Source organism: Nonomuraea sp. NPDC052116 (assembly GCF_040680035.1).
GTDB lineage: Bacteria > Actinomycetota > Actinomycetes > Streptosporangiales > Streptosporangiaceae > Nonomuraea > Nonomuraea angiospora_A.
On the sequence record NZ_JBFAWA010000041.1, the window covers coordinates 18,727 to 43,852 of the forward strand.

Annotated in this window: 22 protein-coding genes and 1 riboswitch; of the genes, 10 read left to right on the forward strand and 12 right to left on the reverse strand. The window is 69.8% G+C overall.

Annotated elements, in window-relative coordinates; genetic code table 11:
• Positions 1-15 precede the first annotated feature (15 nt).
• Positions 16-567 carry a DUF1707 and FHA domain-containing protein gene (locus AB0L65_RS51185; protein ID WP_350729636.1) on the reverse strand — a complete coding sequence of 184 codons (552 nt, stop codon included), beginning with the start codon at positions 565-567 and terminating at the stop codon, positions 16-18.
• An 88-nt stretch (positions 568-655) separates the two neighbouring features.
• On the opposite strand from AB0L65_RS51185, the gene AB0L65_RS51190 reads away from it, so the two are divergent.
• Genes AB0L65_RS51190 through AB0L65_RS51200 form a run of 3 tightly spaced genes read left to right on the forward strand, consistent with a single transcriptional unit; the run spans position 656 to position 4,406 of the window.
• On the forward strand, positions 656-1,177 hold the full coding sequence (locus AB0L65_RS51190; RefSeq protein WP_355208797.1) for a PadR family transcriptional regulator: 522 nt from the start codon (positions 656-658) through the stop codon (positions 1,175-1,177).
• Entirely contained in the window at positions 1,174-1,854 is a 681-nt protein-coding gene (locus AB0L65_RS51195) for an ABC transporter ATP-binding protein (RefSeq protein WP_364262461.1), read from the forward strand. Before AB0L65_RS51190 ends, AB0L65_RS51195 begins: the two co-directional genes overlap by 4 nt.
• Positions 1,851-4,406, forward strand: coding sequence for an FtsX-like permease family protein (locus tag AB0L65_RS51200; protein ID WP_364262464.1), 2,556 nt, complete (start codon positions 1,851-1,853; stop codon positions 4,404-4,406). Before AB0L65_RS51195 ends, AB0L65_RS51200 begins: the two co-directional genes overlap by 4 nt.
• On the opposite strand, the gene AB0L65_RS51205 is transcribed toward AB0L65_RS51200, so the two are convergent.
• Together AB0L65_RS51205 and AB0L65_RS51210 are read right to left on the reverse strand one after the other, a co-directional pair.
• The gene (locus AB0L65_RS51205) at positions 4,366-5,727 is read right to left on the reverse strand and encodes an MFS transporter (RefSeq protein ID WP_364262467.1); all 1,362 of its coding nucleotides are present in this window, start codon (positions 5,725-5,727) and stop codon (positions 4,366-4,368) included. The two genes, AB0L65_RS51200 and AB0L65_RS51205, sit on opposite strands and share 41 nt — an antisense overlap.
• A 97-nt stretch (positions 5,728-5,824) precedes the next feature.
• Entirely contained in the window at positions 5,825-6,586 is a 762-nt protein-coding gene (locus AB0L65_RS51210) for a hypothetical protein (RefSeq protein ID WP_357743582.1), read from the reverse strand.
• Between the two features lie 333 nt (positions 6,587-6,919).
• Here AB0L65_RS51210 and serA point away from each other — a divergent pair, with 333 nt between their 5' ends.
• Positions 6,920-8,509, forward strand: coding sequence for a phosphoglycerate dehydrogenase (gene serA / locus AB0L65_RS51215; RefSeq protein ID WP_355208807.1), 1,590 nt, complete (start codon positions 6,920-6,922; stop codon positions 8,507-8,509).
• Positions 8,510-8,862: 353 nt separating this feature from the next.
• On the opposite strand, the gene AB0L65_RS51220 is transcribed toward serA, so the two are convergent.
• The 5 genes from AB0L65_RS51220 to AB0L65_RS51240 are packed head-to-tail and all read right to left on the reverse strand — an operon-like array spanning position 8,863 to position 13,529.
• Positions 8,863-9,678 (reverse strand): class I SAM-dependent methyltransferase, encoded by an 816-nt coding sequence (locus tag AB0L65_RS51220; protein ID WP_364262470.1) that lies wholly within the window; start codon positions 9,676-9,678, stop codon positions 8,863-8,865.
• A 4-nt stretch (positions 9,679-9,682) separates the two neighbouring features.
• On the reverse strand, positions 9,683-10,534 hold the full coding sequence (locus tag AB0L65_RS51225; RefSeq protein WP_364262473.1) for an ROK family protein: 852 nt from the start codon (positions 10,532-10,534) through the stop codon (positions 9,683-9,685).
• Positions 10,531-11,715, reverse strand: a complete 1,185-nt coding sequence (locus AB0L65_RS51230; protein ID WP_364262476.1) for a sugar ABC transporter permease — start codon at positions 11,713-11,715, stop codon at positions 10,531-10,533. The genes AB0L65_RS51225 and AB0L65_RS51230 overlap by 4 nt, the downstream gene beginning before the upstream one ends.
• Complete coding sequence (locus AB0L65_RS51235; RefSeq protein WP_364262479.1) at positions 11,712-12,431, reverse strand: ATP-binding cassette domain-containing protein; 720 nt, start codon at positions 12,429-12,431, stop codon at positions 11,712-11,714. Before AB0L65_RS51235 ends, AB0L65_RS51230 begins: the two co-directional genes overlap by 4 nt.
• Entirely contained in the window at positions 12,432-13,529 is a 1,098-nt protein-coding gene (locus AB0L65_RS51240; protein WP_364262482.1) for a sugar ABC transporter substrate-binding protein, read from the reverse strand. It abuts the gene before it with no gap.
• A gap of 101 nt (positions 13,530-13,630) precedes the next feature.
• On the opposite strand from AB0L65_RS51240, the gene AB0L65_RS51245 reads away from it, so the two are divergent.
• On the forward strand, positions 13,631-14,797 hold the full coding sequence (locus tag AB0L65_RS51245; protein ID WP_364262485.1) for an ROK family transcriptional regulator: 1,167 nt from the start codon (positions 13,631-13,633) through the stop codon (positions 14,795-14,797).
• Positions 14,798-14,829: 32 nt separating this feature from the next.
• Here AB0L65_RS51245 and AB0L65_RS51250 read toward each other — a convergent pair whose 3' ends face one another.
• Positions 14,830-15,360 (reverse strand): C40 family peptidase, encoded by a 531-nt coding sequence (locus AB0L65_RS51250; protein WP_364262488.1) that lies wholly within the window; start codon positions 15,358-15,360, stop codon positions 14,830-14,832.
• Between the two features lie 48 nt (positions 15,361-15,408).
• Positions 15,409-15,552, reverse strand: a riboswitch (cyclic di-AMP (ydaO/yuaA leader).
• A gap of 101 nt (positions 15,553-15,653) precedes the next feature.
• Here AB0L65_RS51250 and AB0L65_RS51255 point away from each other — a divergent pair.
• Together AB0L65_RS51255 and AB0L65_RS51260 are read left to right on the forward strand one after the other, a co-directional pair.
• On the forward strand, positions 15,654-16,700 hold the full coding sequence (locus AB0L65_RS51255; RefSeq protein ID WP_350729660.1) for a 3-isopropylmalate dehydrogenase: 1,047 nt from the start codon (positions 15,654-15,656) through the stop codon (positions 16,698-16,700).
• A 215-nt stretch (positions 16,701-16,915) separates the two neighbouring features.
• A complete protein-coding gene (locus AB0L65_RS51260) occupies positions 16,916-18,013 on the forward strand; it encodes a branched-chain amino acid aminotransferase (protein ID WP_364262491.1) in 1,098 nt (365 codons plus the stop codon).
• Between the two features lie 38 nt (positions 18,014-18,051).
• Here the strand turns inward: AB0L65_RS51260 and AB0L65_RS51265 are convergent, their stop codons facing one another.
• The gene (locus AB0L65_RS51265) at positions 18,052-18,696 is read right to left on the reverse strand and encodes an O-methyltransferase (RefSeq protein ID WP_364262494.1); all 645 of its coding nucleotides are present in this window, start codon (positions 18,694-18,696) and stop codon (positions 18,052-18,054) included.
• 59 nt (positions 18,697-18,755) lie between these two features.
• Between AB0L65_RS51265 and AB0L65_RS51270 the strand changes: the two genes are divergently transcribed.
• Both AB0L65_RS51270 and cimA read left to right on the forward strand, forming a co-directional pair.
• Positions 18,756-19,400: a thioredoxin domain-containing protein gene (locus tag AB0L65_RS51270; RefSeq protein WP_364262497.1), complete on the forward strand. Its 645-nt coding sequence runs from the start codon at positions 18,756-18,758 to the stop codon at positions 19,398-19,400.
• Between the two features lie 192 nt (positions 19,401-19,592).
• Complete coding sequence (gene cimA / locus AB0L65_RS51275) at positions 19,593-21,170, forward strand: citramalate synthase (protein ID WP_364262500.1); 1,578 nt, start codon at positions 19,593-19,595, stop codon at positions 21,168-21,170.
• Between the two features lie 470 nt (positions 21,171-21,640).
• On the opposite strand, the gene AB0L65_RS51280 is transcribed toward cimA, so the two are convergent.
• The gene (locus AB0L65_RS51280) at positions 21,641-23,356 is read right to left on the reverse strand and encodes an ATP-binding protein (protein ID WP_364262503.1); all 1,716 of its coding nucleotides are present in this window, start codon (positions 23,354-23,356) and stop codon (positions 21,641-21,643) included.
• Positions 23,343-24,215: a helix-turn-helix transcriptional regulator gene (locus AB0L65_RS51285; protein ID WP_364262506.1), complete on the reverse strand. Its 873-nt coding sequence runs from the start codon at positions 24,213-24,215 to the stop codon at positions 23,343-23,345. Before AB0L65_RS51285 ends, AB0L65_RS51280 begins: the two co-directional genes overlap by 14 nt.
• Before the next feature lie 78 nt (positions 24,216-24,293).
• Here AB0L65_RS51285 and AB0L65_RS51290 point away from each other — a divergent pair, with 78 nt between their 5' ends.
• Positions 24,294-25,118, forward strand: a complete 825-nt coding sequence (locus AB0L65_RS51290; protein WP_364262509.1) for a sugar nucleotide-binding protein — start codon at positions 24,294-24,296, stop codon at positions 25,116-25,118.
• The last annotated feature ends 8 nt before the right edge of the window (positions 25,119-25,126 follow it).

Consider the following 25,126-nt stretch of genomic DNA (forward strand, 5'->3'; position numbering starts at 1 on the left):
CTCTGGGCGGACGCGTCAGAAGGACGGCTGGCCCGAGCTCACCATGAAACCGCAGTCGCCGAACGAGATCTCGTCGCCCGACCGTACCCGCGCCGGCCCCACCAGCCGCCACCCGTTGAGCCGGGTGCCGTTGAGCGAGCCCAGGTCCACCAGCATCCACTCGCCGTCGTCCTCGCGGCGCAGCTCGGCGTGGACCCGGGAGACGGTTAAGTCCGACAGGACGAGGTCGCACGCAGACCCGCGCCCCACCACGTAACGCAGCCGGTCGTCGTCGGGCAGCGCCAGCTTGGGCAGCCGGGGCCGCCGCCACGCGGACTGCACCCGGGTGGTGAACTCGGAGACCGACGCGACGGCGTCGGTCAGCCGCTGCCTGATCGTCGGCTTGCGCGGCAGGTCCGCGACCAGTTTGTCGAGCTCGTGCCGGTTCTGTGCGCGCAGCGCCTGGTCAACCCGGCCTACGAACGTGTCATGGGAGATCCGGCCCTCCACGGCCTGGTCCCTGAGCTCACCGATCGCGCGGTCGCGTTCCCCGTCTGATGCGCGAAAAGGCGGCTGCGTCGAGCTCATGTAGCGAGTATCGGACCGAAGGGCGCTCGCTGTCCAGAAAACACGGATCGCTTGCGATGGGCATACTCAGTATGCATACTCAGTATCCATGTCGATAAGACACGGACTGCTCGCGTTGCTGAGCAGCGGACCGCGTTACGGCTATCAGCTCAGGGTTGAGTTCGAGACGTCCACAGGGGCGACCTGGCCGCTGAACATCGGCCAGGTCTACACGACGCTCTCCCGGCTTGAGCGCGATGGCCTGGTGGCCCCAGGGGGAGCCGACGAGCAGGGCCGCGCGGTCTACACGATCACCGAGGCCGGCCGGGAGGAGCTGGAGCGATGGTTCAGCACCCCCGTCGCCCAGTCCGACCGGCCTCGGGACGAGCTGGCCATCAAGATCGCGATGGCCGTGGCCGGTGGCCTGGACGTGGCCGAGGTCATCCAGACCCAGCGCGTGGCCACCATGCGCGGGCTGCAGGAGCTGACCCGGGCCAAACGGGCCGCGGCAGGTGGGTTCGCACAGCGGCTGGTCCTCGACTCGCTGATTTTCAAGGCCGAGGCGGAGCAGCGCTGGCTGGACCACTGCGAGGCCGTTTCCAAGCAGATGTCCAAGGAGCAAGAGCGATGACTGTGGTGAGTTTGCGGGACGTGACCCGCGAGCACGGCCAGGTGCAGGCCCTGAAGGGTGTGAGCCTGGAGGTGGCGGCGGGGGAGCTGGTCGCGGTCATGGGCCCGTCGGGCTCAGGCAAGTCGACCTTGCTCAACGTGGCGGGCGGTCTCGACCGGCCCACCTCGGGGACCGTGACCATCGAGGGCGAGGACCTGACCAGGGTGAAGGACCTGGCCGCGCTCAGGCGCACCAGCGTCGGGTATGTCTTCCAGGACCTGAACCTGATCCCGTCCCTGACGGCCGCCGAGAACGTGATGCTGCCGAGGGAGCTCGACGGCGTGCGCTCCGGGATCGCCCGCGAGGAGGCGCTGGCCGTGCTCGCCGAGGTGGGGGCCGGGGAGGTCGCCGGCCGTTTCCCCGAGGAGCTGTCCGGCGGGCAGCGCCAGCGCGTGGCCATCGCCAGGGCGCTGGTCGGCGAGCGGCGGCTGCTGCTGGCCGACGAGCCGACCGGCGCGCTCGACACCGCCACCGGGGACGAGATCCTGCAGCTGCTGCGCACCCGTTGCGACGCCGGCGCGGCGGTCCTGCTGGTCACCCACGAACCGCGGTACGCGGGCTGGGCCGACCGGGTGGTCTACCTGCGTGACGGCGCCATCGTGGAGTCGAGCGCCGTGCGGCTGGAGAGCGCCCGATGAGCGCGTTCCGCGCCGCGCTGCGCATCTCCCGCAGGGACGCCCTGCGCTTCAAGGGCCGCACCGCGCTGATCATGGTGATGATCGGACTGCCCGTCCTGGTCATCACGGCGGTGCTCACCGGCGCCGCCACCACGAGCATCACCCTCCGCGACCAACTGGACTCGCAACTGGGCGCGGCCGACGCCCGCATCAACACGCTTCCGTTCCGCATCCCGGTCGAGCAGAGTGCGGACGGAGGGTCCACCTCCCAGAACGGCCCGCAGGGTGGCGGGGAGCCGTGGACGCCCGCCGAGATCGGCACCCTGCTCCAGGGCCGCCTGCTCCGCTACCAGTCGAACGTCGTCCAGGCCCGCCTGGCGGACGGCTACAGCAGCGTCGACGTGTTCGAGGCCGATCTGCGCGACCCCTTGACCAGGGGGATGCGCCGCCTGGTCGAGGGCAGGTTCGCCGCCGCACCCGGCGAGGTCGCCGTGACCCCCGCGCTGATCGACAGCGGGGTCCGGATCGGCGACACGATCAAGACGTGGCGGCCGGACCGCACCGTGCGGGTGGTCGGGGTCGCCGAGCACCCGAACCGGCCCGGCGTGCGCGAGATGCTCGCCCTGCCGGACGGGCTGCTCCCGCACCAGAACGACGGAAACAGCAGCGGCTGGCTCATCGACTCAGCCGCCCCCGTCCAGTGGCCGGACGTGCGGAGGCTCAACAAGGTAGGGCTGGCCGTCATGTCCCGGGTCATCATCGAGCGCTCCGTCGCCGGCGACTCCGGGCCCCGGGACCTGCACGGGCTGGTCGAGCTGGGTGTCGCCGTCGTGCTCATCGTGACCGAGACCGTCCTGCTCGCGGGCCCCGCCTTCGCGGTCGGGCTGCGCCGCAGGCGCAGGGAGCTCGCCGTGATCGCCGCGCAGGGCGGCTCCGGGCGGCACCTCAAGATCATCGTGCTGGCCGACGGCCTGGTGCTCGGCGGCGCGGCGGCCCTGCTCGGCGCCGCCCTGGGCATCGGCGCCGGGCTGGTGGCGGAGTGGTTCGCGGCCCGCTGGCTGGACTGGACGCACGGTCCGGCGGACGTGCCGTGGGCGCAGGTGCTCGGCGTGGCCGCGTTGGGCGTGGTGAGCGCGCTGACCGCGGCGATCGTGCCCGCGATCCAGGCGAGCCGGCAGAGCCCTGTGCACGTGCTGGCCGGGCGCGCCGCCGTGGACACGTCGGGCCGCGCGGGCCGTCCCGTGCTCGGGGCCGCGCTGGTGCTGCTCGGGCTGGCCGCGACGGGGGTCGCCCTGCATCGGGGCCTGCTGTCGGTCGCGCTGGCCTCGATGCTGGTGGTGTTCGGGCTGGTCGCGCTGATGCCGTGGCTGGTCCAGGCCACGGGGCGGCTCGCCGGGCGGCTGCCGCTCCCGCTGCGCCTGTCCGTACGCGACGCCTCCCGCCACCGCGTCCGTACGGCCTCCGCCACCGCCGCGGTCATGGCGGCCACGATGGGGGTCGTCACGCTGGGCATCGGCCTCAACAGCGACTATGTCGACCAGGAGGCGAAACGCAACTCGATCGTCCCCGTGGGCACCATGGTGGTCCGTGCCTGGAAGACGGACGATCAGGGGTGGGCGCGGGTGCGGGCGCTCGTCCAGCAGAAGCTGCCGGGGGTGGGCCTGGTCAACGGGCTGGACGTGAAGGACGCGCAGGGCGAGCCCCTCGATCTGGACGTCGCCCTGCCGGAGGACTGCACGTCCAGGTGTGACCCTGGCGCCTATGACTTCGGCTCAGTGGAGGTGGCCGACGAGGAGGTGCTCGCCTTCCTCCAGAAACGCAGGGATCCGCAGGCGGCGGCGGCACTGGCGGCGGGCAGGGCCGTGGCGTTCAGCCCGGGCGCCGTGCGCGACGGCGTGATCAGGATCGGAGTCGAGGACGGGGAAGGGAAGCCGGTCACGACCCTCCGGGTTCCCGCCGTGGCGGCGGCGCCGGCCGACGTCGGTCAGACCGGCGCGCTGATCCCGCCGTCCGTGCTGACCCAGGCGGGGTTCAAGGTGTTGCAGCGGACCTTCTACGCGGCGTACACAGATGTCGACGATCAGCGGCTGAGCACGGAGATCAGGGTCCTCATCGGCGATCAGGCCTACGCCATCGCGGTGCGGGGCAACGCCGAGAGCCGCTTCGTCACCCTGCTGGTCCTGCTCGCGGCCGCGCTGGTCCTGGTGCTCGGCGGCACGTTCGCGGCCACGGGGCTGGCCGCCGCCGACATGCGCCCGGACCTCGACACCCTGTCCGCGGTCGGCGGGACGGCGCGGGTCCGCAGGCTCGTGGTGGCGGCCCAGGCCGCCTACATCTCCGGCCTCGGCGCCCTGGTGGGCCTGGTGGCGGGCACCGTCAGCGGCATTGCGCTGACCTGGCCGCTGACCCGGAGGGCTTACGGGACCATGGACCTGTTCAACCCGGGAGCCACGACGATCGCCGTCCCCTGGCTCTTCCTGGCCGGGGTCGTGGTGGGGCTGCCCCTGCTGGCGGCGCTGACGGCGGGGTTGTTCACGCGGACGCGTCTGGTGCCGGTGCGCCGGGTGGCGTGAGGCGGTACTTCAGCGTCATCAGCACCGACAGGAAGATGATCAGTGCCGGGACCGCGGTCTGCCCGATCAGGACCGCGGTCACCGCGCTGTCCGGCTGCTCTACCGGCCTGCTCGGCTCGGACTCGATGAAACCGCCGATCGACAGGATCACCCCGAAGATCAGCGCGCCGAACGCGCTGACGCCGCTCTCGATGGCCGTCCACAGCCCGGTCAGCACGCCCGCCCGCCGCTTGCCGGTCTCGGCCGCGTCCGCCGCGATCACGTCCGCCAGCATCGAGAACTGCAGCAGCTGCACCCCCGCGTAGCCGACGCCGACCACCAGGATCGTCACGTGCGCCCACACGATGCCGAGGACCGGCGTGGCCAGGGCCGCCGTGGTGCCGCCGGCGTACAGGAGCGCCGCCAGGATCATCGCGCCCCGCTTGTCGAAGCGCTTGGCCAGGCGCACCCACAGCGGCATCGTCAGCAGGATCGGGCCGACCAGCGCGGCGAAGAGCGTCTGCGTGGCCTTCGGCGAGCCGAGCGTGTACGCGGCGAAGTACGGCGCGGCGGCCAGCATCATGCTCACGGCGAGCATCTGCGTGCAGGCCAGCATGGTCAGCCACAGGAACGGCCGGTTGCCCTTGATCGCGGCGAACTGCTCGCGCCACCCTCCCCGGTCCGCCTCCGGCGCGCCGGTCATGGGCGCGCGGGCGGTGCCGAAGAAGGAGCCCAGCATGGCGAGGAGCAGGATGACCGCGATCACCGTGGCCATCAGCCGGTAGCTGTCCAGCGTGCCGTGCTCACCCTGGCTCGTGACGATGGCCGGGGCGAGCACGCCGCTGACCGCGGTGGCCGCGCCGATGAAGATCATGCGCCACTGCAGCAGCGAGGTGCGCTCGTGGTAGTCGTGGGTCATCTCGCCGGGCATCGCCTTGTACGGCACCTCGAACAGCGCGTACGCCGTCGCCGTCACGAGGAAGCACACCCCCACGTAGAGCGCGGCGGGCACGCCCGTCAGCGGCGGCCCCGCGAACACCAGGAAGAACGCGATCGGCAGCGTGCAGGCGCCCGCCAGCAGCCAGGGGCGCCGGGGGCCCAGCCGCGACCGGGTCCGGTCCGACCAGCGGCCGATCAGCGGGTTGACGATCAGGTCCCAGACCTTGGGCGCGGTCACCACGACCCCGGCCAGCCAGGCGGGCACGGCCAGGAAATTGGTCATGTAGTACAGCAGGAGCAGGCCGGGCACGGTGGAGACCGTGGCCGTGCAGAAGGACCCGACGCCGTAGCCGAGGCGCACGCCCCTGGAGACCGTGGACGCGCGCACCGCCGGTGTGATCATTTACTCATTGAACCCGAGCGAGGGCTTGTTCGGGAGGGCCCACTTTTTCCCATGCCGCAGGGCCCGGTCACCCGGGCTCCGCGGCACATGGCTCGCGTCAGTCGATGACGTTCGCGCACACCACGTGCGCGCCGATCTCGATCATCCGCTGCTCGCTGCGCGCGTCCGCCACCCTCGCCATGAGGATCGGCGCCCCGGAGGCCGCGAACTGCGGCAGCCGGGCGCGTACCAGGCGGTGCAGGTCGCGTACGACGTCCTCGGCGGCCGACATGTGCACCTTCACGTGCAGCATGATCCCCGGAGCCCCGGACGCCGTGCGCGCCTCGGAGATCCAGACGTGGTGCACCAGCGGGAAGTCCATGAGCAGCAGCCCGATGGCCTGCCGCAGCGCGGGCAGGATCGGATGCGCGCACCGCCGGTAGCCGGGGTCCACCTGCTGCATGGGCCCCGACAGGTGCGGCCGGGGCGCGGGCACCCACGGCAGCGTCGGCGCCTGCGGAGTCGGAGGTGCCACCTGGGCCAGCGCGGCACCGCGTGACACGGTCGCCATCGCCCCCGTCGCGTACGCGGCAGGCACCGCCCCCGAGAGGACGGGCATCGGCCCCGAACGCGACGAGGACATGAAGCGCTGGAGGTCGTCGATGGGCACGGCCGCGGCGGCTGGTCCGGCCGCGTCGATGACGATCTCCCGCACGCCCGTGACGCGCTGGATGTCCAGGATGGTGTCGGCGTCGCACGCCGATAGGGAATGACTGCCGCGGTGCCTGGCATAGGTGACAGAGCCGGTGTAACCGAGCAACACCCGGTCTCCGGCCTGGGTCGTCCCGAGGACGACCGAGCGGTCTGACCGCACTGCCACCAGGACTCCACCGTCGGCGAGAGCGCTCAGCAGGCGATGCGGAGTGCCATGCTGAGCGAGCGCGTCGGCAAGCGCAGGATTCCCGATGCTCATAAGACGAACCCTAGGTACTCGGCCACGGCTTATCAGGCTAATGGCGAATAAATCTCCCGATCAAGACAAAGATGTGAGCGGAGTGGATGAGTTTCTTCCTCCGGGGGTAGAGCGGAGCTGTCTCACATCGTGGGTGCCTCGTGAACGCGTTCACAAGCGCCGGATAGAATCTGTGGGACCGTCGGGGGATCCGTGGACGTGTCCCCCGAATGCCCGCCGTGCCGTTAAGGATCCACACCAGTGAACAAGCCCGTCGTTCTGGTCGCAGAGGAGCTGTCCGAGGCTGGCCTCGCCGTACTCGGCGCTGATTTCGAGGTCCGCCACACCGACGGCGCCGACCGTTCCCAGCTGCTGCCCGCCCTCGCCGGGGTGGACGCCCTGATCGTGCGCTCCGCCACGCAGGTCGACGCCGAGGCCATCGCCGCCGCGCCGAAGCTGCGCGTGGTCGCCCGTGCGGGCGTCGGCCTCGACAACGTCGACGTCGAAGCCGCCACCAAGGCCGGTGTCATGGTCGTCAACGCGCCGACCTCCAACATCACCAGCGCCGCCGAGCAGACGGTCGCCCTGATCCTGGCCAGCGCCCGCAACACGGCCCAGGCTCACTCCGCGCTGAAGAACGGGGAGTGGAAGCGCTCCAAGTACACCGGTGTCGAGCTCGACGAGAAGGTCGTCGGCATCGTCGGCTTCGGCAAGATCGGTCAGCTCGTGGCCCAGCGGCTGCAGCCGTTCGGCGTCGAGATCATCGCCTTCGACCCGTACCTGCCTCCGGCCCGCGCCGCCCAGCTCGGCGCCCAGCTGGTCAGCTTCGAGGAGCTGCTCAAGCGGTCGGACTTCATCACGCTGCACCCGCCGAAGACCAAGGAGACCGTCGGTCTCATCGGTGAGCGGGAGCTGCACCAGGTCAAGCCGTCCGTGCGCATCATCAACGTCGCCCGCGGCGGCATCATCGACGAGGGCGCGCTCTACGCCGCGATCAAGGAGGGCCGCGTCGCCGGCGCCGGCCTTGACGTGTTCTCCAAGGAGCCGTGCACCGACAGCCCGCTGTTCGAGCTCGACCAGGTCGTCATCACGCCGCACCTGGGCGCCTCCACGCACGAGGCCCAGGAGAAGGCCGGCACCCAGGTCGCGCGGAGCGTGAAGCTGGCGCTCGCGGGCGAGTTCGTGCCGGACGCGGTCAACGTCCAGGGCGGCGTGGTGGCCGAGGACGTCAAGCCGGGCCTGCCGCTGGCCGAGAAGCTCGGCCGCGTGTTCACCGCGCTGGCCGGCGAGGTGGCCACCAAGCTCGACGTCGAGGTGCGCGGTGAGATCGCCTCCGAGGACGTGCGGGTGATCGAGCTGGCCGCCCTCAAGGGCGTGTTCACCGACGTGATCGAGGAGCAGGTCACGTACGTCAACGCGCCGCTGCTGGCCAAGGACCGCGGTCTCAACGTGGAGCTGGTGACCAGCTCGGAGAGCCCCGACTGGCGCAACGTGGTGACCGTGCGCGGCGTGCTCGCCGACGGCCGCCAGGTCTCGGTGTCCGGCACGCTCTCCGGCCCGCGCCAGATCACGAAGATCGTCGAGGTCAACGGCTACGAGATGGAGATCGAGCCGACGGCCCACCTGGCCTTCTTCACCTACACCGACCGTCCCGGCATCGTCGGCGTGGTCGGCCGCCTCCTCGGCGAGCACAGCGTCAACATCGCCTCGATGCAGGTGGCCCGCTCCACCAAGGGCGGCAACGCGCTCATCGCCCTGACCGTCGACTCGGCGATCCCGGCCGACGTGATCGACCAGATCGGGAACGAGATCGGCGCCGAGAGCGGCCGCTCCGTGGACCTGGAGGGCTGAGCCTCCTTCCCGGCCTGAAGGCCGCCACCCGGTTCCGGGTGGCGGCCTTTGTTGTCTCAGCATGCAAGATACTAGGACATCCAATGAGATTGCTGGGGTACTGTTGCTGGTAATGCGCCAGGTGCTCGTACTTATTACCTGCCGCGGCGGGGCCTGTTAGGGCAGGTCGACGACTCGCCGCGGGGCGTCGTGGTGTGTCGGCCAATAAGTCCCATTCGTCCGCCGAACGGCTCGCGAAATGAGATGAGTCACATGTACGAGATGTATGCCTGGATCCGTGCCGAGGAGCATGAGGACGAGGCCGCGCAGGCCCTGCAGACCGCCCTGGACCGCAGGGACAACGGCGGCGCCCCTCAGAACCCGAGCCGGTAGAACACCGCCGCCCGCTTCACCCCCGGCAGCAGCCCGGCGATCCGGGCCGCGACGCGGTGCGGCGTCGGCAGGCGGTCGAACCCCTCGATGTCGAACGCGCTCACCGCGCTCAGGCAACGCAACCTCGGATGGATCGCCAGTAGCTCGCCCGGCCCGTCGATGCCCCAGACCAGGTGGGCGTCCGCCTTGCGCACCGGCCTGTTGAGCTTCTGCGTCTTGAGCCCCAGCGGGCTCACCGCGTCGAAGACGAACTGACCGCCGGGGAAGCGCTCGACGATCGCCCTGATGAGGGCCCGGCCCTCGCCGGGGTCGAGATAGTAGAGCAGGCCCTCGGCCACGACCAGCACAGGGGCGTGGCCCGGGACCTGCTCCAGCCACTTCAGCTCGGTGACCGACGAGCCGATCAGGCGGTAGCCGGGCCGCTCGGGGAACAGGCGCCGCCGCAGCTCGATCACGTCGGGGTAGTCCACGTCGTACCAGCGGACGCTGGGCGGCGGGTCCAGCCGGTGGACGCGGGTGTCGAGGCCGCAGCCCAGGTGGAGCACGGTGGCCTCGGGATGGGTGGCCAGGAACCCGGCCGCCCACCGGTCGATGAACCGCGCCCTGATCGCGACCGAGACGGCCAGGCCGGCGTTCATCCCGGTCTCGGTGAAGTCGTGGTCGATGCGTTCGACCGCCTCGGCGGCCAGGTCGTCGCCGAGGATCGGATCCGGGGACCGCGCGTCCAGCGCCCGCCCGTACAGGGTGGCGAGCAGGGTGGCCTTCTCCCCGGTGAGATGCACCCGCTCCAGTGCCATACCCCTACGCTACCGCCGCGCGGGCCAGCGCCAGCGCGCCCAGCAGAGGCGCGTCGTCCGCGAAGCGGGCCGGGCGCACCTCCGGCGGGAACGGCACCGCCCGGCCGACCTCGGCCGTCAGTCTCGGCAGGATCAGCTCCGCCGCGCCCATCATGCCGCCGCCGACCACCAGGCGCTCGGGATCGAGGACCACGCACAGGTTCGCCACGCTCATGGCCAGCGTCCGCAGCGCCTCGTCCACCAGCTCCCGCGCGTGACCCCCGCTGAGGAGCTCGGCCGCCGTGACGGGGCGGCCCAGGAGGGCGGTGCCGCGGGCGGCCAGCGCGCCGCCCGCGACGCGCTCCTCCAGGGGCACCCGGCCGTCGGCGAAGGCGGGCTCGCCCGGCGTCACCTGGAGGTAGCCGATCTCGCCTGCCGCGCCGTGGGCGCCCGGCACCACCCGGCCGTCCACCACCAGGGCCGCCGCCAGGCCGGTGCCCAGGTTCAGGTAGACGCCCGTGGAGACCCCGCGCAGAGCGCCCCAGCGCAGCTCCGCGGCGGCCGCCGCGTTCACGTCGTTGTCGATGGACACCGGAGTGGCGCCGTACGCCTCCTGGAGCAGCCTCGGCAGTTCGAGGCCCTCCCAGCCGGGGACGTTCGGGGCGAGTCGTACCACGCCATCGCGGATCACCCCGCACGTCGAGAAGCCCACGGCGGTGGGCGCGCCGTCCAGGGCCCGGGCCGCCGCGAGCGCCCGCGCGAGCGTGTCAGGCCCGGTGTCCAGGCGGACGTGGGCGGACAGCGTGGGGCCGTCGGCCGTGGACACCCCGATGGCCACCTTCGTCCCGCCCACGTCGATGCCCAGGACCCGGGTCACCGGGCGGCGCCCCTGCGGGCGAGCGAGTCGATGGCCACGGCCAGCGCCAGCACCGCGGCGGTCACCATGAACCGCACCGAGGAGTCCACGCTGAGCAGGTACATGCCGTTGGAGATGGCCTGGATGACCAGGACGCCGAGCAGCGCGTCGTAGGCCCGGCCGCGCCCGCCGAACAGCGAGGTGCCGCCGATGACCGCGGTGGCGATCGCCATGAGGAGGATGTCGCTGCCGCCCGAGCCCTGGTTGACGGCCGACAGGCGGCTGGCGGCGAGGATGCCCCCGGCCGCCGCCAGCGTGGAGGCCAGCATGAACGCGAGGATCCTGATCCTGGTGACGTTGATGCCGGCGCGCCTGGCGGCCTCGGCGTTGCCGCCGACGGCGTACAGGTGCCGCCCGAACGTGGTGTGCCTCAGCATGAGGTCGAGCAGCACCACCAGCGCCCCGAAGATGATCAGCAGGAGCGGCACGCCGCGGTCCGCCGACATGACGATCACGGCCGCGGCGAGCAGCACCGCCAGCCCGCCCGCCTTGGCCAGTGACCACCACAGCGGCGTCACCGGCAGCGCGGCCGCCAGCCGCAGCCTCCTGACCGCGAGCGACGCGCCCGCCGACACGGCCACCAGGGCCGCCGCGACCGTCCACGCGAGCCAGCCCGGCAGCCAGGTGTCGCTCAGCTTGGAGATGAACCCGGTGAACGGCAGGTTGATCGTCCCACCCTGCCGCAGCAGGTAGAGCAGCAGGCCGAGCCAGCCCATCAGCCCGGCCAGCGTCACGACGAACGACGGCATCCGCAGCTTGGTCAGCATCAGGCCGTGCAGGAACCCGATCGCCGCGCCGACGGCGAGCGCCAGGAGGATGGCGAGCAGCGGGTTCCAGCCCTGCTTGACGTGGACGATCGTCATGATCGTGGCGCACAGGCCGCTGACCGAGCCGGCCGACAGGTCGATCTCGCCGAGCAGCAGCACCATGATGATGCCGAGCGCGATCGTGCCGGTGGCGGCCATCTGGAGCACGAGGTTGGTGAGGTTCTCGGGGGACAGGAAGCGGTCGTTGAGCGTGCTGAACACGATCGCGATCGCGACCAGCCCGCCGACCACCGGCCACGCGCCGACGTCCCCCTGGCGCAGCCGCTCGACGGCGACCTTCGGCGTGTACGGGCTGCGTACCAGCGTGTCGGTCATGTCCCTGCCCCCGTGATCGCGGCCACGATCTCCTCCTGGGAGGCGGTGGCCGTGGTGAACTCACCGGCGTTGCGGCCCAGCCGCAGCACCACCACGCGGTCGCTCACCGCGCGCACGTCGGCGAGGTTGTGCGAGATGACCAGCACCGCGAGCCCGCGCTCGCGCAGCCGCCCGATCAGCGCCAGCACCTGCGCCGTCTGCTCGACCCCCAGGGCCGCCGTGGGCTCGTCGAGGATGACCAGCCGCGGCTCGCCGATGAGCGCCCTGGCGATGGCCACCGACTGCCGCTGGCCGCCCGACAGCATGGCGACCGGCACCCTGATGTCCCTGATGCGCACGTCGAGCTGGCCGAGGAGGTCGCGGGTCGCGCGTTCCATGGCGATGTGGCGCAGCAGCGAGCCGCGGCGGCGCTCGGTGCCCAGGAAGAGGTTGGCCACGACGTCGAGGTTCTCGCAGAGCGCGAGGTCCTGGTAGACGGTCGAGACGCCGAGGGTCTGCGCGTCGTGAGGGTTGGCGATCCTGACCGGCGAGCCGTCCACGGTGATCGTGCCGGCGTCCGGCGTCACGACCCCCGAGATGGCCTTGACCAGCGTGGACTTGCCCGCGCCGTTGTCGCCCATGAGGGCCACGACCTCGCCGGGGCGCAGGTCCAGGCGGGCCCCGTCGAGCGCCTGGACCGCCCCGTACCGTTTGGAGATGTCTGTCGCCGAGAGCATCTACTCGATGCCCTGCTTCTCGCAGGCGGCCTTGACCTCGCCCGTGCAGAGCTGGGCGGCGGTGTAGAAGCCGTCCTTCACGATCGTGTCCTTGACCTTGTCGGCCGTGACGGGGATGGGGTCGAGGAGGAACGCCGGGATGTCGGCCGCGCCGTTGTTGACCTTGGCGGGCGCGGTGGGCTGCTCGCCCTTGGCGACGGCGACGGCGAGCTCGGCGGACTTCTCCGCCTCCGCCCTGATATTCAGATATATGGTCATGTACTGCTCGCCGGTGAGGATGCGCTGGACGGCGGCCAGCTCGGCGTCCTGGCCGGTGATCGGCGGGAGCTGCTTGTAGCCCGCGCGCTTCATGGCCGCGATCGCGCCGCCCGCCATGCCGTCGTTCGCGGACAGCACGCCCGTGATGGTGTCCTTGCCCAGCGCGGTGATGGCCTGCTCCATCTCCTGCTGCGCCTTGTCGGGGCTCCAGTCCGGCGTGTCGAACTCCCTGCCGACCTTCACCTTCCCGTCCAGCACGCTCTTGGCGCCCTTCTTGTAGTCGGCCGAGCTGGGGTCGGTGGGGGAGCCGTGGATCATCACGATCTGGCCCTTCGCCGCCGTGCCCCTGGCGGTCATGGCGTCGAGCAGGGCCTGGCCCTGCATCTCGCCCACCCGTACGTTGTTGAACGAGACGTAGTACGCGTAGTCGATGCCCGAGATCAGCCGGTCGTAGGCGATGACCGGGACCTTCTTCTGCTTGGCCTGGTTCACCAGGGGAGCCACGGCGTTGGCGTCCACGGCGTCGAGCACGAGCACGTCGGCCTGCTGGGTGAGCGCGGCCTCCACCTGTTGCTGCTGCTTGGGGGCGTCCTGCTCGGCGTTGCTGTAGAGGATCTTGCAGTCGGGGCAGAGCGACTTGACCTTCGCCTCGAACAGCGGGCGGTCGAACGCCTCGTACCGGGTGGTCTTGGACTCGGGCAGGAACAGCGCGATCGTCTTGCCGCCCTTGCCCTGGCCCTGCGTGGTCGTGGTGGTGGCGCCGGTGCCGTTGCCGGTGTTTCCACAGGCGGCGGCCAGGAGGACCGCCGCGACAGGGATTGATCGCCATGCTCGGTGCATCGCACTTCGTCCTTCCGGATGTGCCGCCCCTGTGCTTGGTAAGAAAGGTAATTTACTATCAGGCACGTTGGCTAGGCTCTGTTTCCTCAAGGGAGGGTGAGATGCGGGGCGACCTGGGTAATCCGCGGCTGCTGCGAGTGCTGAACGAGCGCCGCCTGCTCGACCATCTTCAGGAGCACGGCCCCGCCTCGCGCACCGACCTCGCCAAGATCACCGGCCTGTCGAAGCCCACGGTGTCCGCGGCCCTGGCCGGGCTGGAGGTGGACGGGCTCGTTCACCTCGTCGGCGAGGTCTCCGGCCGCCCGGGGCCGGTCACGTCCCTGTACGACGTCAACGCCGCCGCCACCCACGTCGCCGGCGTCGACATCGGGCGTGACTGGATCAGGGTCGCCGTCGCCGACCTGCGCGGGAAATTCGCCGGCCGGAGGGACGGGCGCAACACCGCCCTCACCTCCGCCGAACTGGCCGTCCTGGTCGGACAGCTGTGCCGGGCCGCCGCCCGCGAGGCCGTCGTCGACTGGCCCGACATCGCCTGCGCCGTCGTCGGCACGCCCGGCGTGTACGACCCGGAGCTGGGCCGCCTGGAGTTCGCCCCCAACCTGCCCGGCTCCGACCTGGCCGAGCGCCTGCGCGCCGAGATGGAGGTCGACCTCGTCATCGAGAACGACATCAACCTGGCCGCCGTCGGCGAGCACACGCACGGGGCGGGGCGCGGCAAGTCCAACTTCGCGCTGGTGTCCGTCGGCACCGGCGTCGGGATGGGCATCGTGATCAACGGTGAGCTGTACGTGGGCGCCCGGGGAGCGGCGGGGGAGGTCTCGTACGTGCCCGCGACCGAGGACCCGGCGCCGCCGGCGGGCGACGCCCTGGCCCACGGCGCCACGGAGGCGGTCGCCGCCGCGCCCGGAGTGGTCCGCGCGGCCCGCGCCGCCGGCCTGGGCCTGGAGACGGCCAAGAAGGTCTTCGCCGCGGCGGCCTCCGGCGACGGCGTGGCCCGCTCGGTGGTGGAGGCCGAGGGGCGCCGCATCGGCGGCCTGCTGGTGGCGGTGGCCGCCGTGCTGGATCCGGAGGTGATCGTGCTCAGCGGCGGCGTGGGCCGCAACCTGGACCTCCTGGGGGAGGCCATCGAGGCCCGCATCGCCGAGCTCGGCCCGCTGCGGCCGTCGGTGGTGGCCAGCACGCTGGGGGACAGCGGCGTCCTGCTGGGCGCGGTGGCCCACGCCAGGACCCGTGCCTGGGACCTCATCTTCGACGCCCGCCTCCCCTGACCGTCGCGTGGGGAGGCGGACGCCGCAGCCTCCTACAGGGTGGCCGTGAGGGTGGTGGGCGTTTCGTCGCGCTGCTTCTGGAGCTCGGACCAGAGCCGTACGCCCTTGCGGTCGGGGCGGACGCCACCCACGAAGGAGTCTCTGCGCCAGGAGGTCAGGCGCTCTTCCTTGACCACGTCACCCGTGTGCGGCGAGTGGACCATGTAGCCGGGCCGGGAGATCATCCCGACATGCCCGAGGCCGTGGAAGAAGACCAGATCGCCGGGTTTGAGGTCCTGCCAGGCGATCTTCTTGGTGAACGCGCCGTACTGTTCGGCGGCGGTGCGGGGGAGTTCGATTCCGGCGTGCTCGTACGCCCTGAGCATGAGTCCGGAGCAGTCGTAGCCGCTCGGGCTGGCACCGCCCCACACGTACGGGGTGCCGCGCTTGCTCATGGCGAACTTGATGGCGATCTTCCAGGCGGGCTTCGGAGCCTGTTTCTCCTGGATTTCCTTGATCTGGCCGCCGGTCAGGGTGGTGAGGTCGTCGATCTTGGTCGAGGCATGGGCGGGGGGAGCCAGCATGAGCCCGGCGGCGCCCGCCGCCAGGACGATGGCGATTCGAGACAGGGGTCTGTCCTTCCATACGGCCGGCCGGGTTAGCTGACGGGCTCGGGCCTGGAAGTAGCCCTACGGCATGGGGATGCCGACTCGCCCCAGGGGGAATGTGGGTCCCCGACTCCACGCAACGGCGCGCGGATTAGGCTGGTCCGTGACTTTAACGAAACGGTCAAAGAACCGCAATACCGGACAAAGGGGGCGTCCGAAAGATGAGATGAAGTGTTCGTCAGCCGAGACGACGCGGTAAGGTACCGCCCATGGAGTCGCGTAACATCCGTCTGGCCGTCATCCCCGGCGATGGGATCGGCACCGAGGTCGTGGCCGAAGGGCTCAAGGTCCTGGAGGCAGTGGGCACGAAGATCGAGCCCACTCACTACGACCTGGGAGCCGCACGCTATCACCGTACCGGCGAGACGCTGCCCGACGCCGTGCTCGAAGAGCTGCGCGGCTACGACGCGATCCTGCTCGGCGCCGTGGGCGACCCCAGCGTGCCGCCGGGCATCCTTGAGCGCGATCTGCTGCTGCGGCTCCGCTTCGAGTTCGACCACTACGTCAACCTGCGCCCGGTCAAGCTGTTCCCCGGCGTGGAGACCCCGCTGGCCGACACGCCGCCGGAGAACATCGACATGATCGTCGTCCGCGAGGGCACCGAGGGCCTCTACGCGGGCACCGGTGGCGCCATGCGGCGCGGCACCCCGCACGAGATCGCCACCCAGGAGTCGCTCAACACCGCCTACGGTGTCGAGCGCGTGGTGCGCTACGCGTTCGAGAAGGCCGTCACGCGGCCGCGCAAGAAGCTGACGCTCGTCCACAAGACCAACGTCCTCACCTTCGCCGGTGACCTGTGGCAGCGCACGGTCAACCGCCTGGCGGCGGAATACCCCGACGTCACGACCGACTACTGCCACATCGACGCGGCCTCGATGTTCTTCGTGAGCCAGCCGGAGCGGTTCGACGTGGTCGTCACCGACAACCTGTTCGGCGACATCATCACCGACCTGGGTGCCGCCATCGCGGGCGGCATCGGCCTGGCCGCCAGCGGCAACATCAACCCCGAGCGGTCCGCGCCGAGCATGTTCGAGCCGGTGCACGGCAGTGCCCCGGACATCGCCGGCCAGGGCAAGGCCGACCCCACCGCGACCATCCTGTCCGTCGCCATGCTCCTCGACCACCTCGGCCTGCACGCCGAGGCGGCCAAGGTCGAGCAGGCGGTCGCCGATGACATCCTCGAGCGGCTGGCCGGCTGGGCGGGTCGCACCACCCACGAGATCGGTGACGACATCACCGCGCGAGTATCCGGCTAGGACCGCCTAGCCCCAACGCGCCTGGTGGTCCGACGAGGGCCGCCAGGCGCTTTTTTGCGTCCAAAAGGGCTGATCGCCGCATTGGCCGCTTGCCATCCCATATAGCGAGACAATAGGAAGTACCGGGACTGCCTTCCGGGCAGCGCCCGCTCACCAGCACCGATCCGCAGATTTCTGTAGATTTGGGCAGATTCGCAGAGAGAAGGACCGACGTCATGACCATCGCTCAGAAGCTCAGCTTCGACGTGCAGCTATCCGACCACGCTCGCACCGCGGCCGAGCGGGAGCAGGTACTGGCGAACCCCGGCTTCGGGCAGACCTTCACGGATCACATGGTCTCGATCGACTACACCGAGGGGCAGGGCTGGCACGACGCCAAGCTCCTTCCCTACGGCCCGCTCTCGCTCGACCCGGCGACCTCGGTCTTCCACTACGCGCAGGAGCTGTTCGAGGGGCTCAAGGCCTACCGCCAGGCCAACGGCTCGATCGTCGCGTTCCGCCCGTACGCGAACGCCGCCCGCTTCAACCGCTCCGCGCTCCGGATGGCCATGCCGGAGCTGCCGGAGGAGGCTTTCGTGGAGTCGCTCGAACTCCTCGTCCAGACCGACAAGGAATGGGTGCCCACGACCGAGGGTCACAGCCTCTACCTGCGGCCCTTCATGATCGCCACCCAGGCGGGGCTCGGCGTCAACTACCCGTCGAAGTCGTACAAGTACATGGTCATCGCCTCCCCGGCGGCCTCGTACTTCACGGGTGGGCTCAAGCCCGTCTCCGTCTGGCTGTCCACCGAGTACACGCGGGCCGCCCCCGGCGGCACGGGCTTCGCGAAGTGCGGCGGCAACTACGCGGCCGCGTTCGTCGCGCAGCGGCAGGCCGTGGAGAACGGCTGCGACCAGGTGGTGTGGCTGGACGCCCACGAGCACAAGTACGTCGAGGAGATGGGCGGGATGAACCTGTTCTTCGTCCTCGGCGGCAAGCTCGTCACCCCCGCGTTGACCGGCACCCTGCTGCCCGGCATCACCAGGGACTCCATCCTGGAGCTGGCCGGCGACCTGGGCCTGGAGACCGAGGAGCGCCTCATCTCGATCGACGAGTGGCAGGCCGGATGCGAGTCCGGGGAGCTCACCGAGGTGTTCGCGTGCGGCACGGCGGCCGTGGTCACGCCGGTGGGCACCGTGAAGGGCGCCGACCGCTCCTGGAGCGTCGCCGACGGCAACCCCGGCCCCGTGACGATGCGGGTGCGTGAGGAGCTGGTGGGCATCCAGTACGGCGCCCGCCCCGACGCCCACAACTGGATCCACAAGATCGTCTAGTGGGGACGGCCGGGTCCGCGAGGGCCCGGCCGCGGCGCCTAGTTCTTCCTGATCAGGGTCATCCCGTCCGCGACCGGCAGCAAGAGGACCGTCACCCGCGGATCCTCCATCACCAGGTCGTTGAACTGCCGGATGTCCACGGTGGTCTGCTCCTCGTGCGCCGGGTCCGCCACGTGGCCCCGGCGCAGCGTGTTGTCCGCCACGATCAGGCCGCCGGGCCGCAGGCGCTCCATGAGCAGCTCGTAGTAGCCGGGGTAGTTGCCCTTGTCGGCGTCGAGGAAGGCCAGGTCGACGGTCTGGTCGAAGGCGGCGAGCGTCTCCAGCGCGGGGCCGAGCGTGAGCGTCACGCGGTCCTCCACCCCGGCCTCGCGCCAGTAGCGGCGGGCGACGGAGGTCCACTCGTCGCTCACGTCGAAGCAGTGCAGCCGCCCGCCGGACAGGCCCCTGGCGATGCACACGGACGAGTAGCCGGTGAACGTCCCCACCTCGACGACGACCTGGGGCGCCACGAGCTGAGTGATCATGGTCAGGAAGGTGCCCTGGTCGGGCGAGATCTGCATGCCGGCGGCGTCCCCGGTGGCGCTGAGCGTCTCCTTCGCCAGCTCGTCCAGCAGGGCGTCGGGCGGGGTCGTGTGCGCGAGGACGTACTGTGCTACGGCGGGATCTAGGAGGTATGCCTTCATATATCCATTCTCCCGGCATCGGGTAGGGTCTGCGCGATCAATGAGGTGAGAGTGGGCTGATGATGAAGCGGTTGCTGGCGGTGGCGCTCGCGTGCGTGGCCATCGCCATACTCGGGGTGGTGTCGTTCTCGGAGCCGGGCCGGTCGTCCGACGGGGTGCGGCTGACCCGGCAGATGGACGGATCGATGGTCCTGGCCGACCGGGGCGGGGACGCCCCCGTGCTGGACGTGTACGAGGACTTCGACTGCCCGATCTGCAAGGACATGCACGCCAAGGTGGACGGCACCATCAGGAAACTCGCCATGGAGGGCAAGGTCAAGGTCGTCTTCCACCCGGTGACGATCTTCCAGGACGAGCCCATGCGCTCCAACTCCATCCGCGCCGCCGCTGCCGCCCGCTGCGTCCCCGAGGAGAACTGGCTCAGCTTCAGGGACGAGCTGTACGCCATGCAGCCCGCGCCGCACGGCGAGGCGTCCGGATTCGCCGTCGAGGACCTGGTCAAGGCCGCCAGGCAGGCGGGGGCGTCGGTGGACGAGTGCGTCAGGTCACAGTCGTACGCCCAGGCCCATCTGGCGGAGACCGCGAAGGTGCGCCTCCAGGGCACGCCCACGGTGCTGCTCGACGGGAAGCTGCTGGGCAACGAGGCGTTCGACCCGGCCGCGCTCGAGCGCGTCATCACAGGTGGTGACGGCGTCACCGTGTAAAGGCTTGTCCCAGAAGCTGAGATCGATGTGCCAGATGCTGAATGCATATGGCAGACTGGGCGGCACCATGTTCTACGGTCTGCTCATTATCAGCAGGCGCGCTGGCTGACAAGGGACACCGCCAGCGCGCAGACCTCTCACGTCCGTGAGGGGTCTTTTTGCTTTCCAGAGGCTTCCAGAGAAGAGAGACTCATGGCCGACGACCGCTTCCACGTATACGACACGACGCTGCGTGACGGCGCTCAGCAGGAGGGGCTCAGCCTCACCGTCGCCGACAAGCTCGCCGTCGCGCGCCACCTGGACAGCCTGGGCGTCGGTTTCATCGAAGGGGGCTGGCCGGGCGCCAACCCCAAGGACACAGAGTTCTTCAGGCGGGCTCAAACAGAGCTGGACCTGAAGCACGCGCAGCTCGCCGCGTTCGGTGCGACCCGCCGAGCCGGTGTGAAGGCAGCCGACGACCCGTTGGTGGCCGCATTGCGCGAATCCGGCGCGCCGGTCGTGACCCTTGTCGCCAAGAGCCACGACCGGCACGTGGAGCTGGCCCTCCGCACGACTCTCCAGGAGAACCTCGCGATGATCCGCGACACGGTCTCTCACCTTCGTGCGGAGGGACAGCGAGTCTTCCTCGACGCCGAGCACTTCTTCGATGGTTACAAGTCCAACCCAGCCTACGCGCTCGAAGTCCTCAGGACCGCCGCCGAAGCCGGGGCGGACGTCATCGCGCTGTGCGACACGAACGGCGGCATGCTCCCCGACGAGCTGGCCGAGATCGTCCACGAGGCCGTTCTGACCAGCGCCCGCGTCGGCATCCACTGCCACGACGACACCGGCTGCGCCGTCGCCAACACCCTGGCCGCCGTCAAGGCCGGGGCCACGCACGTACAGGGCTGCGCGAACGGCTACGGCGAGCGCTCCGGCAACGCCAACCTCTTCACGGTCGTGGCGAACCTCCAGCTCAAGCGCGGCTTCGACCTCGTCCCCACGACCGCCCTCGGCGAAATGACCCGCATCGCCCACGCGATCACCGAGGTCACCAACGTCACCCCCAACTCCCACGCCCCGTACGTCGGCACCTCCGCCTTCGCCCACAAGGCAGGCCTGCACGCCAGCGCCATCAAGGTCGACCCCAACCTCTACCAGCACATCGACCCCGCCGCCGTCGGCAACGACATGCGCATGCTCGTCTCCGACATGGCCGGCCGCGCCTCGGTCGAGCTCAAGGGCCGCGAACTCGGCTACGACCTCACCCCGGAACACACCAAGACCCTGGTCGAACGCGTCAAGGACCTGGAGTCGCGCGGATTCACCTTCGAGGCCGCGGACGCGTCGTTCGAGCTGCTGCTGCGCGACACCGTGGAGGGGAAGCGCAAGCGCCACTTCGAGGTCGAGTCGTGGCGCGTGATCGTGGAGCGCACGAAGGGCGGCGAACTGGTCAGCGAGGCCACCGTCAAGCTCCACGCCAAGGGCGAGCGCATCGTCGCCACGGGCGAGGGCAACGGCCCCGTCAACGCCCTGGACAAGGCCGTGCGGCTGGGGCTGGAGCAGCTGTACCCCGAGCTGGCGAAGCTGGAGCTGGTGGACTACAAGGTCCGCATACTCGAGGGCACCCACGGCACGGACGCCATCACCCGCGTCCTCATCACCTCCAGCGACGACACGTCCGAGTGGGCCACGGTCGGGGTGGCGGAGAACATCATCGACGCGTCGTGGCAGGCCCTGGAGCAGGCAGTCACCTACGGCCTCCTCCGCGCCGGCCACAAGACCGCCTGAGCGGGAAACCGCCCGGTCCTCCGCGATAGGGGCGCTGCGCGCGGGGGAGCTTCGGCCAGCGCCTCCCAGAAAGGCATGGCCTTCCACGATGGGGGAGTTCCAGACAGCGTTCCCCAGGAGGGCTCACGCCCCCCTTCGACCCCCCGAAACCCCCGCTCGCTTCGCTCGCCGACCCCGCCCGTCGCCCTGTTACCGGGTTGGCCTGCTGGAGCCCACCCTGAGCGGTCCTCGCTCACGCTCGGGCGGCCTCATCGGGGCTCCGTCACCGGGCGAGGAGCCTGTCGGCCGCCTGCCGGCCCCTCGCGCTCCCCGCCCTGGCTGGTACGGCAGCCGCCATTTGTTGACTGAGCTGAGTACATCCTGGGCGGACACGGCCATGGTTTGCTGACCGGGCGGTTAACAGCCGAGCAGCCCCAAGAGGGACAGAACGGCGACTCCCTTTTGCGCAGTCGCTGAACGTAGCAGCCAAATCAGGATCTGCTCTTGGGGAACTTCGGTCCCGGACCGTATTTGACCCCGGTCCCTCCTCGCGCATCCCCTATCTTCTCGATGATTTGCCGCTCCCGCAGGCTGTTGAGCAGGTCCCTAGCGGCATAGACGTGAACATCGAAGAGACGGCGTATTGTCTGATTGGTGACAAAACCGTACTCTCGCACATGATCGATGATCTTCTGATCGGTGTCGTCGATAGAGAGGCGTCGATATGAGACGGACCGAGACATCGCCGCAATTACGTCTGATCGTAGGCGGTATGTCGGGAAGGGCTTCTTAGCCGTTCGTTTGGTCGGCTCGATCAAATGATATTCGTCAGCCATGGCAAGCAGGACTTCTTGCGCCTCGACCGGAGTTCTTTGGATTATTCCGGCGAGCTTGTAGGCTTCGATGCCACTGTTGTGGCGGAGGTGGGACATGGCAAGCAGTACGTTCAGGTCCCTGCCCACTTTGGTGGGCAGGTCATTGATGAAGCGTACGAATATGTCGTTTCCTATGCCGCCGGCCAAGGTGGCGCGAACGAGTGTTCCGCTGTCCTCGAACAGCGGCGGTTCCTTGCCGACTCGCAGCATCTCCCGATAGGCCCTGTCTACTCCCTGCCCCGTTCTCTCTGCCAGTTGGAGGATGGACACCGTTTCCGTGAGCAGCCGGTTCCTGGGTGTCGAAGGATAGGTGAGGATATTGGATGGGGTCACGCCGGAGACCAGGCCCCCGGGGCTTGTGATCACCAGACGTTTGGGAGAGTGCTCGACATCGACCGTGCCGCCGGTCTCGTACGATCGGTGAATCAGGGCGTTCACGACGATCTCCCGCACCGCGACGCTGGGATAGTCGGTGAGCTGAAGCTGTATTCCGCCGGCGAGATTGAGTGGATGAATCTCCGTACGGCTCTCAATGGCATCAGTCAAGGCTTGGATCGCCGCGATGATCGGACGATTTCCTCGCATCCGCCCCGTGGCTTCGCTCCCGGATGTGGGACGGAATTGGTATGAGTATCCATAGCCGGGCACGATCTCGGTGATCAGTGATTCGTCGGCGAGCAGTAGCACACCTGCGTTGGTGACGCTCCCGTTGGAGGTGATCAGCCGGAGGGACTCAAGAAGTGCCCGATCCGTCAAATCGGCCAGGTGATCGCGGCCGGCGGCTTCCAGAAGGCGACGCAGTCTCTCGATCTCGACGCCACCGAGCTGGCCGATGCCGATGCTGGACGCATCTGCCGACCAGTCCACCTGGCCGCGTGCGATCAGGACCTCTCGTTGTTGATGGGGAGGAAACGGAAGGCACTCTTTTCCGAGGCGACGCGTCGCGAGCCCGGCCGCGTTGCTGTGCGGCATGACCCCCTGAGGGACGGTGACGAGCACTATACGGACGCCATCGACGTCTCTCTCGTCAACGAACGCTGTGATAGGCGGGCTCGTACGATCGAATATCCCTTTGCGTATGAGATCGACCGAGTAATTCGCCGGAACTCCGCGAAGTGCGCCCTCGCGGTCGGTCGCCTTGTCGTCGACGCCCAGCACCACGGTGCCGCCGCGTGCATTGACGAAGCAGACGAGGGCGTCGGCAAGCAGATTGAGCGTTGCCTCGAGGGAGTCGGCGACAAGCTTGAAATCCAGCGTGTCCGTCTCCAGGGAGTCCGCTGTGACCCCTTGTCCGAGGATGGCGAGCGCCGCTTCTGCTTCAGCGTGATCCACCCTCAGTGTCGTCGCAGTGGCAGGACCGCTGCTCCTGTGCCGTGGGTGGGCCCTTGTCGAGCGCTGGATGCGGCGCTACGAGTGGGTCAGGACGCCGCAGGTAGGCGGTGGTCGTGGGGTCGGCGGGGAAGAGGGTTTCGATGGCGATCTCTTCGAGGGTGATGTCGAAGGCCGCGCCGAACGTCGTGATCGTGCTGAAGAAGCTCAATTCGACCCCGTCGTGCCGGAGCCGGATGGGCATGGCGATGTCGGCGGCCCCGGCGGTGGGCGGGTCGTCCTCGGTGCCGTAGGACCGGAGTTCCTCGTACAGCGCGCTCAGTTCGGGGTCTCCCGTGCGGGCGGCCTGGCGGGCGAGCCGGGGCAGCAGGTACGCCCGTACCTGTCCCAGATTCTGCAGCCGGGGTGCGAATCCGCGCGGGTCCAGGCCCAGCCGCATCATGTTGACCGGCGATTTCAGGAGCTCCGGGTCGACGCCGTCCAGGAAGATCTCCATGGCCGGGTTGCTGAGCAGCACGTTCCAGTGGTGGTCCACGGCGACGGCGGGGAACGGCTCGTGGCCGCGCAGCACGCCCTGGATGGCCTCGTACGCCTGCGCCAGCTCCGGGTCCTCCAGCGGGCGCCGCTCGTAGGCGGGGGCGTACCCGGCGGCGACCAGGAGCCGGTTGCGTTCGCGCAGGGGGACGTCCAGGTGCTGGGCCAGGTGCAGGAGCATCCGGCGGCTGGGGACCGTACGGCCGGTCTCGACGAAGCTGATGTGCCGGCTGGACACGTCCGCCTGTACGGCCAGGTCGAGCTGGCTCAGCCGGCGCCGCCGGCGCCACTCCCGCAGCAGCTCGCCGACCGCGCGATCGCGATGCATGCTCCAGTTCTACCGGGCCGCCGTGGTGAGCCGGGCGGGACCTACCACTACCGGCACAGTCCGCTACGGTCGCAGCTCATGAGAATCCTCGTCGTGGGCGGCAGCGGCTTCCTCGGCAACGAACTCGTGCGGCAGTCCGCGACGGCCGGCGACGTCGTGGCGGCGACCTATCTGACCCGGCCGGGAACGGCAGCGGGAGTCGACTGGCTGCCGCTCGATGTTCGCGACCGTACGGCCGTGGTCGACCTGATCGGCGGGTTCAGCCCTGACGTCGTCATCAACGCGGCCTACCGCCAGTCGGACTGGGTGGCGACGGCCATGGGCGCCGCTCACGTGGCCGTCGCGGCCTCCGGGAACGGCGCACGTTTGGTGCACGTGTCCAGCGACGCCGTCTTTTCGGGCAGGGCGATCACCTATGCCGAGGACTGCGTGCCCGACCCGGTCAGTCCGTACGGAGCGGCGAAGGCGGCCGCGGAGGTGGCCGTGCAGGCGATCGATCCTGCGGCGGTGGTCGTACGGACGTCTCTGATCATCGGCGACGGCGGCTCTCCACACGAGGACTTCGTGCACGCGCTGGCCACAGGCGGCACGCACGGGGTGTTGTTCACCGACGACGTGCGCTGTCCGGTGCATGTCGGTGATCTGGCGGCAGCCCTCCTGGAGCTCGCGAACTCCGATCGCGCCGGGATCCATCACGTGGCCGGGGCGGATGCGGTGAGCCGGTATGAGCTGGGCTGCCTCGTCGCCCGGCGCGATGGACTGGATCCGGCTCGGTTGCCGTCCGGCCGGCGTGCCGACACCGACCTGCCTGGGCCGCTCGATGTGCGGTTGGACTGCACCCTGACCCAGCGGCAGCTGCGGACCAGGCTGCGCGGTGCGCGGGAGTTCGTGACCACCCGGTAGCGGTGGCC